At 70.4% G+C, this 16434-nt stretch carries 11 protein-coding genes; 1 reads left to right on the top strand and 10 read right to left on the bottom strand.

All coding sequences use genetic code 11. The features are described 5' to 3' along the window. The first annotated feature begins 429 nt into the window (after positions 1–429). On the top strand, positions 430–645 hold the full coding sequence (locus tag OG974_RS02355; protein ID WP_327279301.1) for a DUF6243 family protein: 216 nt from the start codon (positions 430–432) through the stop codon (positions 643–645). Positions 646–811: 166 nt separating this feature from the next. On the opposite strand, the gene OG974_RS02350 is transcribed toward OG974_RS02355, so the two are convergent. From OG974_RS02350 to OG974_RS02305, 10 genes are all read right to left on the bottom strand, one after another. Further along, entirely contained in the window at positions 812–2710 is a 1899-nt protein-coding gene (locus tag OG974_RS02350; protein ID WP_328764179.1) for a radical SAM protein, read from the bottom strand. A gap of 340 nt (positions 2711–3050) precedes the next feature. Continuing rightward, positions 3051–4163 carry a cytochrome P450 gene (locus tag OG974_RS02345; RefSeq protein WP_327279299.1) on the bottom strand — a complete coding sequence of 371 codons (1113 nt, stop codon included), beginning with the start codon at positions 4161–4163 and terminating at the stop codon, positions 3051–3053. Between the two features lie 95 nt (positions 4164–4258). Continuing rightward, on the bottom strand, positions 4259–6259 hold the full coding sequence (locus tag OG974_RS02340; RefSeq protein ID WP_371645213.1) for a hypothetical protein: 2001 nt from the start codon (positions 6257–6259) through the stop codon (positions 4259–4261). A gap of 78 nt (positions 6260–6337) precedes the next feature. Further along, the gene (locus OG974_RS02335) at positions 6338–8095 is read right to left on the bottom strand and encodes a carbamoyltransferase (RefSeq protein WP_371645212.1); all 1758 of its coding nucleotides are present in this window, start codon (positions 8093–8095) and stop codon (positions 6338–6340) included. Further along, positions 8092–9486 carry an AAA family ATPase gene (locus OG974_RS02330; RefSeq protein ID WP_371645210.1) on the bottom strand — a complete coding sequence of 465 codons (1395 nt, stop codon included), beginning with the start codon at positions 9484–9486 and terminating at the stop codon, positions 8092–8094. The genes OG974_RS02335 and OG974_RS02330 overlap by 4 nt, the downstream gene beginning before the upstream one ends. Further along, a complete protein-coding gene (locus tag OG974_RS02325; protein ID WP_371645208.1) occupies positions 9473–11131 on the bottom strand; it encodes an ATP-binding cassette domain-containing protein in 1659 nt (552 codons plus the stop codon). The genes OG974_RS02330 and OG974_RS02325 overlap by 14 nt, the downstream gene beginning before the upstream one ends. Positions 11132–11176: 45 nt before the next feature. After that, positions 11177–12571, bottom strand: coding sequence for a hypothetical protein (locus OG974_RS02320; protein ID WP_327279294.1), 1395 nt, complete (start codon positions 12569–12571; stop codon positions 11177–11179). Between the two features lie 24 nt (positions 12572–12595). Then, complete coding sequence (locus OG974_RS02315; protein ID WP_327279293.1) at positions 12596–13183, bottom strand: DUF5825 family protein; 588 nt, start codon at positions 13181–13183, stop codon at positions 12596–12598. Further along, positions 13180–15117 (bottom strand): RiPP maturation radical SAM C-methyltransferase, encoded by a 1938-nt coding sequence (locus OG974_RS02310; RefSeq protein WP_327279292.1) that lies wholly within the window; start codon positions 15115–15117, stop codon positions 13180–13182. Before OG974_RS02310 ends, OG974_RS02315 begins: the two co-directional genes overlap by 4 nt. Before the next feature lie 20 nt (positions 15118–15137). Next, entirely contained in the window at positions 15138–16433 is a 1296-nt protein-coding gene (locus OG974_RS02305; protein ID WP_327279291.1) for an MFS transporter, read from the bottom strand. Position 16434 lies beyond the last annotated feature (1 nt).

The following is a 16434-nucleotide window of genomic DNA, read 5'->3' as shown; positions in this document are numbered from 1 at the left end:
GTCACCGGCGCGAACGTGCAAGGTCGCGACGCCGGCACCCCACCGACACCGGCGAGGCGGCCGCGGCCTCCATCTCGTCGACCGGTTCGCCGACAGCCGGGGCACCTGCCACCTACCCCGGGGCAAGACGATCTGGACCGAGCAGCATCTGCCATGGCCCGCCCCACACCCACCCCGAGACCAACAAAGGGCCGCCCTCACCAGCGGAAACGCCGCCGGGCACGGGCTGCCACTGTGGCCTACGCCGGGGCGGCGAAGAGCATGGCGCGCGGGGCCGGCGGAACCGGGTAACGTCTTTGTCATGTTCTTCCAAACGCCGATTTACGAGTGAGAGCGTGACGGGCCCCCGCTGACGTCCTTCGACGTCGCCGCGCCCCGTCCCCCACCGATGAATCCGTAGATCACTTCACATCACCACCGGGAGAACCCGTGACCGACAGCAAGAACATCAACAACCCCGTGGGCCAGGGCGGCGGCCAGCGCAAGAAGCTGTCCCGAGCCGAACGACAGAACAACGGTCCGCACCGCAACCGCGACCGCCAGAGTGCCGCCGACCAGAAGGCAGAGCTGGTGCGCAAGATGCGCGAGAAAGCACGCGCAGCTGAGAACGCCGGACAGGCGAGCGACGACACCGCAGAAAGCTGACGCACCCCCGCCGCAGGGCGGCACCGCACGGGGCAGGGCCCGGACCGCGACGCACGGTCCGGGCCCTGCCGCCGTATCGGGGCTCCGCTGCCGTACCGGGCGCTGCCGGTCCCGCTCAGCCCCCCGCCCCGTCTCGCCGACCGTCCGGGGCAGCTAGGTGTTGCGGCTACAGGGTTTTGACCATGCGGGCTTCCAGGAGGTTGGTCAGCAGGGCCTGGGCCGCGGTGGGTCCGATGCGGGTGGCCAGATCGGCCTCCGAGAAGCTCTCGCCCCCGAGGTACGGCCGCAGCACGAGGGCTGCGGCTTCCGGAACGACGATGCGTTCCTTCGCGATGATGTGGGTGCACACGATCTCGCCACCCATGTCGATCACGTCGAGGTCTTCGACGGCCAGCCGCATGAAGGCGGCGCCTCGGACATCCACCGCCAAGGGGGCGTCCGCATCCCCCTCGCCCGCCTGCGAGGCCACGTTGATCCGGCGTGCGAAGGCGCGGAAGCGCGCGTACACGTCGGCTCGCTCCTGCGTCGTCATCGCCGGGTCGATGCTCGACATGTGGTTCAACGAGTACTGCGCCTGGCTGTCCGCCGGGACGTCGGCCACGGGTATCAGGCCGAATCGTCCGGGGGTGCGTCCGATGTTGGAGGATCTCGTCGGCTCGAAGGGAAAGACGGCGACGAAGTCGAGGGTGTCCGCCAGTGCTTCCACGTCAGCGAGGGAGTCGAGGGCCTCCTGGTAGGTGGTGCTGGGCAGATCGGGAATGAGGTTGACGCTCAGCTTCATGCCGGCCTCGCGCGCTTCGCGCAGGAATCGCTGGTTCTCCTCGCGGTCGGCGGATTTGTGCACCAGGTTCAGCACCCGGGTGGTCATCGCCTCCATTCCGATCACCAGGTAGCGGCAACCGGCCCGCACCATCAGTTCCAGCAGCTCCCGGTCGAATCTGCGGTCGACCATGGCGAAGGAATCCCAGGTGATGTCGATGCCCCGATCGATGATCAGCTGGCTCACGCGGCGGGCGAAGGCCGGAGGAATGGACTCGGTGATGAAGGTGAACTGACGGTTCCCGTAGCGGGACATGAGCTCTTCGATATCGGCGACGACCGCCTCGGGACGGCGGCCACGATAGGGCGGGCTTCCGTCGTACAGTTCCACGAAGTCGCAATAATCGCACTTCCCCCAGTAGCATCCGCGCGCCTGGGTGACACTGAGTTTCGGCGTCGCGAGCTTTGCGATGTCCCCCGACGGATAGTCCGGGGTGGGGAGTGAATTCAGAGCCGGTCCCGCAGTCGGCGGAACATGGCGGGTAACTCCGTCGACGAGGGCGGACACGCCCGGAACCCGACCGGGATCCCATTCGTCGGCGCGTACTTGCCTGGCCAGTCCCAGCAGGGGGAACTCTCCGTCGAACCGCACCACGGCGTCGACGGCCCTGTGGTTGCGCAGGAGCTCGTCCAGCTCGGGCGGGTCCATCAGGCTGAAGGCCGGACCGCCGAGGACGATCCTCACATCGGGCCTGGCGGTCTTGAACGTTTGCGCCAGGAGGAGCGCCGGCACGAGTTGCGGCCCCATGGGGACGGAGATGCCGACCAGCTTCACGGAGTCCGGTACCGCGTTCTCGCAGTCCGCCCACTGGATGAAGGCCGCGTGGGCGTCGAGCGGGTGCACGGCCCGGCGCCGGGCCGTGAAGCCGGCCAACGCGTCCGCGTCGGGGTCGATCAGGAACGGGTGCGCCAACTCCTCGACCACGTACCCCACCTGCGTCTCCCTGCCGAAGAGGTACGCGCCGTGGGCATCGGTCAGTCGATCGCGCTCGCGGTGCGCCCATCGCGCGCAGCCGGCGACGAGGGACTCCACGGGGACGCCGGGCACCTGGCCCGTCGCCAGGCGGGAGAGGCAGTCGTCGGTGAGCAGGTATTCGGCGAACTCCGTGTTCAGGTCACGTTGGACCGCGGAGATGCCGTGTTTCTTCAACCAGGCGGCGAGGACGGCGGTGGAGGGATAGAAGCTGCCGAAACTTGATTCGACCAGCGGGGGAAAGACAAGTAATACCTCGGGCTCATGTGTCATTGCATGAAGCGACACCACGCCTCCACTCCGGTCGGCTCGTCAGAATTCTTGACGGAGACCGAGCAGGCGTGCACCACACGTGGAGCACGCCTGCCGTCGCCCCCGGCTTCACATCACATGGCCATCAGGCTTTGTACTTGTGCACGAGTGCCAGGCTCTCGTCCAGCGACTCCCGACGGAACGCAAAGTCTTCCGGATCGGGAGCTTCCCCTTCTACGATTTCCCTTATGACCGGGTCAATCAGACCCGCGGCACCATTTCCCATTACTCGGCCCTTCCTTCCGGTTCGGTGGTGCGAATCAATTTCGGCCGCCATCGTCCCCCAGCCCGAGCAAGGGCGTCAAGAGCCCGGCGACCACGCCACGAGAAGTTCGAGCGGACCCTGGACCGAATATCCCGTCTTGAAAGAAATACTCTCGACAGGCACCGCGAGCCGGAGTTCCGAGAATCGGTTCAGCAGAGCCGTCAGTGCGATCTCCATCTCCGCCCTCGCCAAATTCTGTCCCAGACACTGGTGCATTCCGTAGCCGAAGGCGCCGTGATGACGTGTCGGGCGGTTCCAGCGAAGGACGTCCGGATCGTCGAAAACGGCATCGTCGCGGTTCATGGCCGAGTTGGAGAAGATGACCCCTTCCCCCGCCCGGATCACGTGCGACGGGGTTTCGATGTCCTGCGTGGCAACACGCAGCATCCCGTCCGCCACGGACAGGAAGCGGAGCAGCTCGTCCACGGCCGCGGGCAGGAGTTCGGGCCTTTCACGCAACTCCGCCATCCGCTCGGGATGCCGGAGCAGTGTGAAGATTCCCAAAGAGATCATGTCCGCGGTGGTCTCGTGGCCGGCGACCAGCAGGATCGTCGCGATGGCGATCAGCTCGTCCCGCTCCAGGGCCCCCCCGAGCAGGTGCTGCTGGATGAGGTCGTCGAGCAGCCCGTCGCCGGGGGCGCTCCGTTTCCGGTCGATCAGTTCGCCGAAGTGGTTCTCCAACCGAGTGCGGCCGTCGGCCCTGTCCGTGTCGGCCGGGCCGCGCAGCAGGCGCCGGGACTGCCGCTCCAGAAAGCCGTGGTCGGCATCCGGGACCCCCAGCAGCCCACAGATCACGATCGAGGTCACGGGCAGCGCAAACTCGGTGACGAGGTCCGCGCCGGGCCCCTTCTCCACCATCGCGTCCACGTGCCGGTCCACGATCTGCCTGATCCTCGGCCGCAGCGATGCCACGCGCCGGTGCGTGAAGCCGGCGACCAGCATCCGGCGCTGAGCGGCGTGCTCGGAGCCGTCGACCCCGATGAGCGGAGCGTCGCGCCTGCCGCTGCCCGCGAACTCTGCACTGGGGAAGGGGAACGAACCGAACCGGCGATTCACCGAGAGCCGTGCGTCGCCGAGCAGGCGCCGTCCCAGGTCGAGCCCGCTCACGAGCCAGGCCGAGCTGCCGTCATAGAGGGTGACGCGGGCCATCGGACCTCGCCCGTCCTGCGTCCGGTAGCCGGCGGGCGGGTGGTAGGGACAGCTGCGGTCCTGGGGGAAGCCGGCACTCGTGCTCGTGCCCGCGGTCACCGGTCGTCCCGGCTCAGCACGCGGGCCTCGAAGAGCTCACCGTAGACGGGTACGGGAAGCGGGATCCCGCCGGTGGCCAGGGTCCGGGCCCCCTGTTCCCGCCAGGACGCCTCGTCGTGCTCCACCGCGGGCCAGTGCAGTCTCAGCTCTCCCGTTCCGCCGTCGCCCGCGGCCGGGAGCCGGACCTCCAGCGGTCGCCAGGTCCGGGGGCTGGCGTCGACCACGGCCAGCACGTGCCCCTCGTACTCCAGCGTGCCCGGTACGGCGTCGACGGCCGCGGACGGCGTACGGTACGTGAGCAGCAGCCGCGAGCCCGCCTTTCGGGCACCGTCGAGCCGTGCACGGAACACGGGGACCGCCGAGCGGTGGTACGCCGCCTCCCGACCGTTCACGATCCGCGGTGCGCTGTCGAGGCGCCCCGCGAGGAGATCTCCCGCATGGGCGGGCAGGGGTGCGGGGCGGCCGAGAACGCGGGCGAGTTCCGAGGGCAGCACGGTCCGGGCGAGCGTGCCGAAGTCTCGCAGGGCCACCGGATTCAGGTACCGCTCGGCATGGGGCAGAGCGCAGAGCCGGTCGTACTCGGGCGTGAGCCAGGCGGGCACGCCCTTGGCCAGCAGGCCGAGCAGGTCGGACAGATCGGCGACGACCGCCGGGTCCTCCGTGAGGGCCGTGTCGAGCTGCCGCGCCACCACTTCGGCGGGCTGGCCCAGCCAGGCACCGTGGATCGCTGCCAGGAGGTGGCCTACGGAGCGCACCCGTGCGTCACCGGTCCCGTGCGGCCCGCCGGAGCGCGCGTTCCCTTCGGGATCGAGCCGACGGGCGACCGCCCGCATGGCACGCTCCGTGCCCTGAGGGCTGAGATGGCAGTAGTCGAGGAAGCAGGCGGGGTCGGGCAGGCCGGTCGCCGGATCGGCCAGCTCGGTCCGCAGATCGACCAGCGCGTGCCCGCCCCTGTCCGCGAAGGCGCTCAGTTCGGCCTGGATCAGCGCCGTGATGCGGGGGGTGTGCGCGACGAGCATTCCGGTGACCGAATCGCGCGCCTCCTCCAGGGCGGTTCTGGCCCGCTCCGGGTCGCCCAGCTGCAGGTGGGCGGCGGCCAGCGCCCTTCCCGGCACGGAGCTGGTGCCGCCGTCCAGTGCGGCCATCCGCTCCGCCGCGCGCACCACGTCGGTCCATCGTCCCGCCCCCTGGGCCGCTTCCATGCGCAGGCGCAGCCGGGCCCACTCGTCGGCCCGCTCGGGGGGCAGCAGCGCCGTTTCCCACGAGGGGTCCGCCTGCCACTCGCACAGGTTGAACTCCGGTATCACCACGACGACGTCCAAGCCCGGACCTTCGTGCGCCATCCGCTCCACCCGGCGCAGCAGCGCTCTCACGCGCGGCAGGACGATGCGCCGGGTGAAGGTGTCCCGCATCCCGGCGAGACCGCGCAGCCGCAGGCTCTCGGCGAGCCGGTCGTGGTCGGCGACTGTCAGGTTCTGCAGGGACCAGTTGTTGCCCGCGAACAGGACCAGCGCGTCCGCATCGAGGTGCGGCAGGCTCGCGACGACGGCCGCGAGGTCGGTGATCGAGGCGCCGGTCCGGGCGAGGTCCACGACCTGCACCGGCCGTGTAGCGCCCGCCAGTTCGTCCCGCAGTGCATCGGCCGGCGTCAGGCCGGGATCGAGGAGGAAGCCCCTGGCTGCGGACTCCCCGGCGAGAACGACCCTGCGGGCCGCGGCCTTCCCCGGGACGTGTGGCACGTCCGCCCAGTACCGGGCGGTCTCCCCGTCGACGTCACGCCGGTGCAGTTCCACGCCGTCGGGCCCCGGGCGCAGGTCCCAGACGCCCACGGAAGCCGACGCGGGTGCCGGCGCCGCGCCGGGCACCGGGGCCTGCGGCTCGCGTGGCCGGCGGCGGGCGGCCTTTTGCAGTTCGGCGAGGGTTTCCGCGCCCCGCGCGTCCGACAGGAGGGCGGCCAGCCTGTCCGCCCGGGCGATGTCGTCGGTGTGCCTGGTCACGAGATTGCTCATCCCTTCGTCGGTCTGTGTGGGAAGGCCACGATCGGCAGGGGGCGGCCACGGCGGGCCGGGCGTTCGTCAGAAGAAGGTGTAGACGGACTCGCTCACCGTGGGTGCCTTGTAGGGAGACGTCTGTTCCAGGCGCTTCACCGCCGACACCGGCACCTGTTCCCGCCGGATCAGCAGGTCCCCGAGGACGAGGACGTCGAGCCGGGACCGGACGAAGCAGGCGATTGCGTCGGCGGCGGTGTTGACGATCGGCTCCCCCCGCATGTTGAAGGACGTGTTCAGCAGGATCGGAAAGCCGCTGAGTTCGCCGAACGCGGTGAGCAGTCCGTGGAAGCGCGGGTCCACGTCGGCGGCCACGGTCTGGATCCGTGCCGAGCCGTCGACATGGGTGACGGCGGGGAGTCCGTCGCCCCGCACCTGTGCGGTCTCCAGCATGAACGGCGAGTCCACGTCGAGCTCGAAGAACTCGTGGCAGCGCTCGGCGACCACTGCGGGGGCGAACGGCCGGAACGCCTCCCTCTTCTTGACCAGGGCGTTGATGCGGTCACGCATGCCGCCGTCGCGCGGATCGGCCAGGATCGACCTTCCGCCCAGTGCCCTGGGCCCGAACTCGGTGCGACCCTGGAACCATCCGACCACGGCACCGGCGGCGAGCTCGTCCGCGGTGGCCCGCAGCAGACCGTCGAGGTCTCCGGTGTGGTCGGCGGCGGGGATGCCGGCCCGCCGCACCAGCTCCAGGATCCGATCGGGATCCTCGGCATGCCCCAGCCGGGCGTCGCGCAGCCTGCGGCGGGTGAAGGTGCCGGTGTGGCGGTGGTGGACCAGTGCGGCCGCGCCGACGGCGCCGCCCGCGTCCCCCGCGGCGGGCTGCACGAAGACCTCCTCGAAAGGGCCCTTGGTGCGCAGTACGCCGTTCGCCACGCAGTTGAGGGCCACCCCGCCGGCGTAGCAGAGCCGTCGGCTGCCGGTGAGCTCGTGCAGATGGCGCACTTTGCGGAGCAGGACGTTCTCCAGCGCGGCCTGCAGGCTGGCGGCGATGTCCTCGTGTACGGAAGCGAGCTCGTCCCGAGGTGCGCGCGCGGGTACTCCGAGCAGCTCGGCCAGGGCGTCCGTGAACATCCGGCGTTCGTCGCTGAAATCGAAGTAGCGCGGATCCAGGCGGAACTGGCCGCCCTCCCCGTCGAGCAGCAGACTCTCCATCTGCTCCAGGAAACGGGTCTTGCCGTACGGGGCCAGGCCCATCACCTTGTACTCGTCGCTGTTGACCTCGAATCCGAGGTAGTTGGTGACGGCGCTGTACATCAGCCCCAGGGAATCCGGGAACCGCACCTCTTCGAGCAGTTCCAGGCCCTCGTCGATGCCGGCCCGCCCGTAGCTGGTCGTGGCCCACTCCCCGACCGCGTCGGCGACGAGCAGCGCGGACTCCTCGAAGCCCGAGCAGTAGAACGCGCTCGCGGCGTGTGCCTCGTGATGGCTGACGAAGTCCACCGGCCCCTGGTGGCCCAGGAGTTCGCGCATCTCACGAAGGGGGCGGTCGGCATCGAGCCGGAAGAGGGCGCCGTCCGGTGTCCGTCCCGTGTCCGGGAAGGTCGTCCACAGCTGTCGGGAGAGTTTCGCCGTCGGGTTCTCGTAGTAGGCGAGCCGGTCGATCCGATCGATCCCCACGCCCGCCTGCTCCAGACAGCGGCGGAAGGCGTTGATCGGCATGGAGGGGTCGTTGCGCTGCCGGGTGTAGCGCTCCTCGTGATGGGCGGCCACCAGCTCGCCGTCGACCATGAGGGCGCACGCCGAGTCGTGGTACAGCGCGGAGATTCCGACGATGATCACAGGGTCACCCCGGGCTGGGCGGCGACGTGTACGGACTCGGATGCGGATGCGGATGCGGCGCGCGCCACCGTCTCGTCCACCCCCGCGGAGCTCCGGCTGACGAAACCGGCCATCGGGAAGGGCTTCACGACCGTTGCCAGCCGTTCCTCGTCCATCACCTCGACGCATCGGGCGAACCAGGTGCGCACCGACCGGTCGGCGGGCGGCTCCAGGGCGGGCAGTCCGGCGATGTCGCGGTACTGGTGGTACTCGGCGGTGAGCATCTGCACCGCACGCTCGCGCAACAACGCCCTCTCGGCCGCGCCGAGCCCCTTCAGCCCGCCGGCCGCGAGCTCGTCCGCTCTGCGGGCCAGTTCGGTGTTCTGAGCCGTGTCGACCTCCACCTCCGTGTAGCCCGCACTCAGGGGGAAGGGCTGGAAGCGGCCGAGGGCGGAGCGGATGAAGACCGCGGGCCGTGCGGCCAGGGCCGGGTCGCACAGCCTCCCCGCCAGCCCCACACTGCGGAACACGGGATGGACCACCGTGCGGCGGGACACGGTCAGCGCCTCGTTCACGTCGCGGAACACGGAATGCCGTTCCCAGCTGCGGGGGTAGGGCGGTGAGAGCACCTTCGCCGCGGCCACGACACCGTTCACCTCCGCCACGTGCACCTCCATGTCGAAGGCCTCGACGGGGACGTCCAGGCCACCCATGTAGTGGAAGCGCTCCATGGACTCGTAGTCCGCCGGCTCGCCAGGACGGATCACCGTGGTGTCACGGAAGGGGGCGGTGGCGATCCCCGGACCGGTCGTGACCGTCTTGGCGCCGTTGTAGTCGAGTACGACGGTGTGGTCCGGGCCGAGTTGGTCGCCCAGGTCGCCGTGCGCGGTGGCGACCACGGCGCTCACCCCGTTGCGGCGGCAGAACTTCTGGAAGCCGTACGCGACGACGGCCGCGCTGACCCGGTCCACGGTGGACAGGAACTCGTCTATCACCAGCAACCGGTGGCCGCTCGCATAGGCGAGCGCCAGCCGGGCCCTGGCCCGCTGGCCGTCCGAGAGCCGGTGGTAGGGGGTCAGGTACGTGAAGGCTTCGCCCAGCCCGACCTGGCCGAGCAGCTGGAGCGTGTCGGGCAGCGGCAGGTCGAACAGGTCGATCAAGGGCCGGTCATCCGTCACCTCACCCGGGACGTGCGCTTCCGGGTGGTCGGCCAGGAAGAGCCTCAGCAGCACGCTCTTGCCCGTACCCGAGTAGCCCGTGACGTAGGTGATGCCGGTGCCCGGGAGCGGTACCCGGTCCAACACGGGTACCTCGGCGTAGCGTTCGGGGGTCAGGCCGAAGATCTCCTCGACGGTCCGGGCCCTTTCGGTACCTGCGGTTCGGGCCGGCCGCGACCAGCTATATGCGTGCACTGTGCTCCTCTCCCCAGACCGGCTCGTCCCGCAGGGTGACCGATCCGTCGTGTTCCACAATGAGATAGCGGTCGAAGCCGCGTGCGAACCAGCGGTCGTGGGTGACGGCGAGGACCGTTCCCTCGTATTGCTTCAACCCGTCCTCCAGCGCCTGGGCGCTGTGCAGGTCGAGGTTGTCGGTCGGTTCGTCGAGCAGCAGGAGCGTCGAGCCCTGCAGCTCAAGGAGGAGGATCTGGAACCGGGCCTGCTGGCCGCCGGAGAGCAGTTCGAACAGCAGGTCGGCCTGGGCGTGGAGTTCGTAGCGTCGAAGGGCGGAGATCGCCTGACCGCGGTCCCGGCCGGTCCGCTCGCCGTCGCCCCGACCCAGGATCTCCACCAGGGTGCGGCGCGCGAGGTCGCGCCGGCCGTGCGTCTGCGCGAACCATCCGGGCACGACCCGGGCGCCGAGCCGTGCCGCCCCCTCGGCCTCCACCGCCGCTCCGTGCAACCGGGCGTCGTACCACTCTCCCCCGCTGCCGCCGGCAGCCAGGAGCCTCAACAGGTGTGACTTGCCGGTGCCGTTCGCGCCGAGCACGGCGATCCGCTCGCCGAAGTAGACGTCGAGGTCGAACGGGTCGGTCAGCCCGGTGAGGGCGAGGCGCTCGCAGATCACGGCCCGCTTCCCGGTCCGTCCACCGGTGAGCGCCATGCGCACCTTTTGCTCCTTGGCCCGCTCGGGGGGCGGTCCGGCCGCTTCGTAGCGCGCCAGTCGCGTCTGGGTGGCCCGGTACTTGGCCGCCATGGCGGAGGACAGTTTGGCCTGTTCCTGCAGGGTGCGGACGAGCTCCTTGAGACGGCGGTGCTCATCGGCCCAGTCGCGGTGACGCTGTTCGAGCCACTCGACCCGGTGGTCGCGCGCCGTCTGGTAGTCACCGAACCCGCCTCCGTGCACCCAGGCTCCGCGGCCTTCCAGCGTGACCACGACGTCCGCGGCGTAGGACAGCAGCTCGCGGTCGTGGCTGACCATCAGGACGGTCTTGGACGTGGTCTTCAGCTTGCGCTCCAGCCACCGCTTGCCGGGCACGTCCAGGTAGTTGTCCGGTTCGTCGAGCAGCAGGACCTCGAAGGGGCCGCGCAGCAGCGACTCCAGCGCCAGCCGCTTCTGCTCGCCGCCCGACAGGGTGCGCACCTCACGGTGGCCGACCTCGTCGTACGGGGCGCGCAGCGCCGCGGTGCACACCACGTCCCATTCGACTTCGGCCTCGTATCCACCGATCTCGGACCAGTGGGAGAGCGCTGTCGCGTAGGCCATCTGGGAGGGTTCGTCCTCGCGTTCCCACATGACGGCCTCGGCGACCTCCACCGCCCGGAACGCCTCGCGCAACGCGTGCGGAGCCAGGTTCGCGAGGAATTGCCGGACGGTCGTCCCGTCGTCGATGGAGCCGATGAACTGGCGCATGACACCGACCGACTTGCCCACGTGGTAAGAGCCCCCGCGGGCGGACAGGGCTCCCGAGAGGATCTCCAGGAGCGTGGTCTTCCCGGTGCCGTTCGCCCCGACCAGGGCTGCCGTGGTTCCGCTGCCGACCCGGAAGGACACGTCGGAGAAGAGGTCGCGACCGTCCGGAAGTACGTAGTGCAGATTACCGACCTCTATGTGCGTCACGCCGTTCCTCCAGCTCGCGGTCCTGTACGGCCATGCTCATCGCGTTCACCAGGCCGATGCGAGTTCGAGCGCCATGCCCCATTGACTTCCGGCCAGTTGACAGGACTGCGCCACTGCGGGGCCGAGCAGGCGGTCGGTGCTGCGGCCCGCCGCGGCGAAGGTGGGGCCTGCGACCAGCAGCAGCTTCCCGGCGTCTGCGACTCGGGTGTGCACCAGGCAGCCGTTGCTCCGGTCTTGCTGTCCCGCAGGGCGCACCACTGCTTCTTCCCGGGTGAGCCAGAGGGTGCGGGACGCGGTCCGGGGGGAGCCCTGCGGCCACGGGGGCTGCGGGGTGTCGAACATGATGATGGCGTTGCCCGCGCTACCACCCTCGGACAGGGCGCGCACGGTGTCCGGGGCGATCCGCAGGGCGGGCTCGGCCCTGAGGGCCGCGTGCAGCAGCGCCGTTGACAGGTCCGGCCAGGCCCCTTCGAGAAGGGCGTGGCCGGCCCCCAGCCGCAGCCCGAGGCTCCAGGGCAGGAAACTGCCGCCTACGAGCAAGCCGCTGAGCTGGAACGCCCCGCGATAGCCGAAGGATCTGTGCAGCTCATGCCCTACGGCCTGAGCCAGGCCCGTCAGCTCGGCGCGCTCGGCCTGCGCGGGTTCGTAGAATCCGGAGCAGCCGCCCGAGCTGAGCTCACCCCGGTGTTCGAGGACGATCTCCTCGTGGGGGCGCAGCACCACCGGGCCTTCGGGCAGCACGAAGCCGCCGATGCCGCAGGGGACGCCCCGGACGTACGGGACGACGCGTACCCGGCTGCCGAGGGGGGCCAGACGCCGTGCGGCCGGCCCAGCGTCACGGCTCTCGTGCAGCCGGTGGACGGGGCCGCCGGCCCGCAGTACCGGCCGCTGCGGTGCGGCGAACACGACGGTCCCCTGGCCGAGGTCCAGCTTCGCGTGGGCCCGCTCCAGCGCCTCGCCGTCGGCCGGGACCACGACCGAGGGCAGGCGGGTGGCACCCAGCCGGGCCCAGAGCGAATCCACCGCACCGTGGTCGGCGAACACCTCGCCCCACCGGGCTCCGCTGTCCAGAATCGGCCTGCCTACGATCCGGTCGGGCGCCAGGGCCGTTTCCGCGACGGCCACGGCGGTCCGGTCCGGGTCGTAGCCGTCCAGTACTGCGCGCAGTGCGGGCGGCGGAGCGGCGGCCAGCCGACTCAGCTCCTCGGCCCGCAGTTCGGCGTCGGCCGGTTCGAGCGGGACCAGGTGGTGGCCGGCGATGCCATCGGGGGGTTGCCCCGGTCCCGTCCCGCCGGCCACGACGAACGGCGCGTGTGCTCCCGTACGCAGCAGCGCCGCGCTCTGGCGTCCGTAGGCGGACAGGGGATGTCCGAGGAGCACCACTCGGCGTCCTCGGTAGAAGCGCGCCAGGTCCGACTCCAGGGCGGATGTCACGTTCATCGGGTCAGTCTCATTTCAGGGAGCTCAGGAGCGTGCGTAGCGGAATCGCACGGGCAGGGTCAGCCAGTGGTCGCCGACGGCGGCGACGAGACCGAGATCGGCGAGGGCCCGTACCGCCCGGCCCGTGTCCGCGTCGAGCCCGTCGTCGGCGATGCACCCCAGCCCCGGCTCGACGAGCACGGCGATCCGGTCGGGGCGGTCCACCACGGTCCGACGCATCCGGCCGTCCCTGGAGTCTTCGATCAGGACGAAGCCCGGGCCGCGGCGCAGGGTGAGCAGGGGTCGCGGGGGCACCGGCCACGCCGCCTTCCCCGAGTCGTCGCGCGGGGGGTCGAGGTGCCGGAACGGGGCGTGGGAGATCCCTTCCAGGCTCCCGCGCCAGCTGACGCGCAGGCCGACACCGGCCGCGTCCCTCAGGAACGCCAGGTAGTCCGCGGTGGTGGCCGCGGTGTCCGGGCCCAGCCGCAGGACACCGGAGACCCTGAACCCGCGGGCTCCGGTCCGGGCGACCTGCACCAGGAGGTCCCGGGTGTGCGGCATGCCCGGCTCCCAGGGGGCGAAGAGCCCCCTGCGCGTGGGAGCGGCGGGAGCAACAGCTGCCTGCTGGGTCATGACCATTCCAATCCGGTCGCGAGAGCGACGAGGTGCTCACCGTCCCGGTAGACCAGGCCGTCGCCTTCCCACCGGTCGAGCAGGGCGGGCAGCCGCCGAGCCGCGTCCTGCAGTCCGGACTCCTGCATGCGCCGGGCCAGCACCTCCGCGGTCCGACCTTTCAGCAGGTCGCGGTAGGCCTCGACGGCGAGACCCGCGGCGAGCAGGTGCTCGCGCGGGGCCCGGCGGACCCGCTCGTCGACGATCCGCAGGTCGGAGCCCTCTTCAAAAGCCACGAGGCGGGCACCGCGGTGCGCCTCCTGCCACTGCTCCACGGCCCGTTCGAGACGGGCGCCGTGCTCGGCGCCGAGGCCTGCGGGCTCGCTGTCGAACATGTAGACCATGTCGGCCAGGCGCTCCCTGGGCAACTGGTAGACGCTCGCGAGCAGTTCGGAAGGACCGCTGTTCTCCAGGCCGAGTTCGGGGGTGGTGAAGTACGGGCTGAAGCGTGTCAGCCGGATACGGGTGGACAGGTCCGGAGGGAAGAGGTGGGCAAGGTGGCGGGTCTGCTCGACGATCGATGCGTAGTCCTCCCAGGTCTCGCCGGGGAAGCCGTACAGCACGTTCCAGCTCGGGTAGATGGCCAGGGTCCGGCAGTCGCGGAGCAGCCGGACGTTCTGCCAGCCGGTCACTCCCTTGCGCATGAGGCCCAGGACCCGGGTGCTCAGGTTCTCGATGCCCGGCTGGATCTGGGTGACGCCGCCGTCGGCCATCTTCAGCAATTGCCGGTAGGTCAGGTTGGACTTGACCTCGAAGAACATGCGCAGGTCCCAGCCGAGTTCGCCGACCTGCGGCAGCAGGGAGGTGAGGTACTGCATGTCGATGATGTTGTCGGAGAAGATCACATCGAGTACCCGGTGGTCGGTGACCACCTGCCGGATCTCGGTGAGCACCCGTTCGGCGGGCTTCGAGCGGAACGCCATCAGGGTGCCGTTGAGCCCGCAGAACGTGCAGTGGTGCTTCTCGCCCCACCAGCAGCCCCGGCCGCCCTCGATCTGTACCTTCGGCACGGTGTCGCGTACCGACTCGGTCCGGCCGAACGCGTCGAAGTAGGCGCTGAAGTCGGGCGTGGGCACCCGTTCCATCGGCACCATCCCGGCGGCCAGCGCATTGGCCCGGGGGGCGCCGTCGGCGGTGCGCCAGCACAGGCCGCTGATGGTGCCCAGCCGCTCGGCGCGCTCCCCCTCTCCGAGACCGGCCGCTTCCTGCGAGAGCACGTCGAGCAGCTGGGGCAGCACCAGTTCGGCCTCACCGCGCACCACGTGGTCGAGGAAGTCGTACGCCTCGTGGAGCGCACCGCCCTGGGGTCCGTCACAGTTGGCACCGCCGAGCACCGTGACCAGCTCCGGCCTCAGGTCCTTGAGCGCCCCGGCGAGGGCCAGCGAGGGGATGTTCTGGTCGAAGGTCGTGGTCAGACCGACGACGTCGTACTCCTGGCCGGCTATCTCCTCGGCAAGGGCGCGGACGAACCCCGGTGCCATCCGGTACATCCGCGAGGGCCCCTCCAGTTCGGCGCCCCGCGCGGAGGCCAGCCGGTGGAAGGGGGTGGTCTCGGGAGCGGGGAGCGGCGACTGCGCCGACCGGAGCGCGGACGAGAAGACCCACTCGCCCACCCCGATGAAGTCCCCTCGGACGATCCGGCCGAAGTCCTCCTCCCCGACGGACCCGCCGCTCTCCCGCAGAACGTGGTCGGCCCAGCGCAGGTTGCCGTAGAGCACGTCCACCGACTCCACGCCCCGGTGCTCGCGGACGAGCGGGGTGAGCGTGCTCAGGGCGAGGGAGGGCATGTCGAGGGAGGCCCAGGGCATGCAGACGAACAGCACGCGCAGGGGCGCGCCGGGCGGCACACGGGATTCGGCTCCGACGGGGGCCGGCCCGATCTGCAGCAGGGTCATCACGTCTCCGTCGTTCGTCGTCACGGCTGCGGCGCGGGATCGGCGGTGTCCGCCTCGCGCATGTCTTGGTCCTCGGCCGGGGTTGCGGAGCGGGCGGTCCGGACGGGGCTGAACCACGGCCAAAGGGCCGAGAAGACGATTCCGAGTGCGGCGAGCACCATCGTGTTGCGCAGGCCGAAGGAGCTCGCGCCGAGCGCGCCGCCGATCAGGGCGCCGATCGGGTCCACTCCCCAGCTCACGAAGCGGAAGGTGGCGCTGACGCGGCCGAGGTAGGCGTCTTCCACGAGCTGCTGCCGCAGGGACATCCCGAGGATCAGCAGGATCACCACGCAGAACGACCAGACGAAGGTCGACAGTCCGACGAAGAGGGCCGCCACCGGCTTGCTGAAGGACTGCGCCCAGGGGATGAGCAGGGCTGCGATGCCGGGGACCGAGTAGCAAGCGAGGAGGGTCGGTCCGAGGCCGAACCGGGCGGACAGCCGCACGGCGGACGAGGATCCGGCCAGACCGGCCACTCCGCCGGTCATGGTGACCGCGCCGAGGAGGAAGGGGCTGAAGTCGAGGACCTTCACCGCGTACAGGGTGAACAGTGCGAAGAACATGGCGGTGAACAGGTTGAAGTGCGCGGCGGCGAGCGCAAGGGGCCGCAGCACCTTGTTCGACCAGAGCATCTTCAGCCCGGCCAGCACCGCGGCGCCGTGGGATTCGGGGGCGGCGTCCGGACTGCGCTGCGGCTCGGCCTTGGGCAGACCGGCCAGGTTGATGCAGCTCACGAGGTAGCTGATGCTGTCCACGAGGAGCGCGACCGGGGCGCTGACCAGTTGCACGACGAGACCGGCGAAGCCCGGGCCCGCCACCTCGCCGACCGATTCGGTGCCCTGCATCCAGGAGTTCGAGCGCTCCAGTTCGTTCTTGCCGACCAGCCGGGGCAGGTAGGCCGACATCGCGCTGTCGAAGAGCAGTCCGAGCCCGCCGGTGAGGAACGCGACCACGAGGAGAGCGGTGATCGAGAGCATGTCGGCCCAGTAGAGGACGGGCACGACGAGGATCACGGCGGCACGGCCCAGATTTGCGAGGACGAGGAGCTTGCGTCGCTCGTAGCGGTCGGCGTAGACGCCGGCCGAGAGGCCGAAGAGCAAAATCGCGAGGGAGCCCGCCGCGCCGAGCAGGCCCATCTCCCAGGCGCCGGCGTCGAGGACCAGCACGGCCACCAGGGGGATGGCGAACATGCTGACCTGGGAGCCCGCCATGGAGATGGACTCCGCTGCCCACAGGCGGAAGAAGCCCGTGCGGGCCAGCGCTGATTTTCCGGACACG

The sequence above is a fragment of the Streptomyces sp. NBC_00597 genome, from assembly GCF_041431095.1.
Lineage (GTDB): Bacteria > Actinomycetota > Actinomycetes > Streptomycetales > Streptomycetaceae > Streptomyces.
The sequence above is the reverse complement of the archived record's forward strand: the minus strand, read 5'-3'. Positions and strand labels throughout refer to the sequence as shown.

What these genes read in the sequence shown, in the direction of transcription:
- OG974_RS02310 (WP_327279292.1), bottom strand. Translation starts at nt 15,117, where the DNA reads ATGACCCTGCTGCAGATCGGGCCGGCCCCCGTCGGAGCCGAATCCCGT.
- OG974_RS02345 (WP_327279299.1), bottom strand. Translation starts at nt 4,163, where the DNA reads ATGGCCCGCGTCACCCTCTATGACGGCAGCTCGGCCTGGCTCGTGAGC.
- OG974_RS02320 (WP_327279294.1), bottom strand. Translation starts at nt 12,571, where the DNA reads ATGAACGTGACATCCGCCCTGGAGTCGGACCTGGCGCGCTTCTACCGA.
- OG974_RS02350 (WP_328764179.1), bottom strand. Translation starts at nt 2,710, where the DNA reads ATGACACATGAGCCCGAGGTATTACTTGTCTTTCCCCCGCTGGTCGAA.
- OG974_RS02315 (WP_327279293.1), bottom strand. Translation starts at nt 13,183, where the DNA reads ATGACCCAGCAGGCAGCTGTTGCTCCCGCCGCTCCCACGCGCAGGGGG.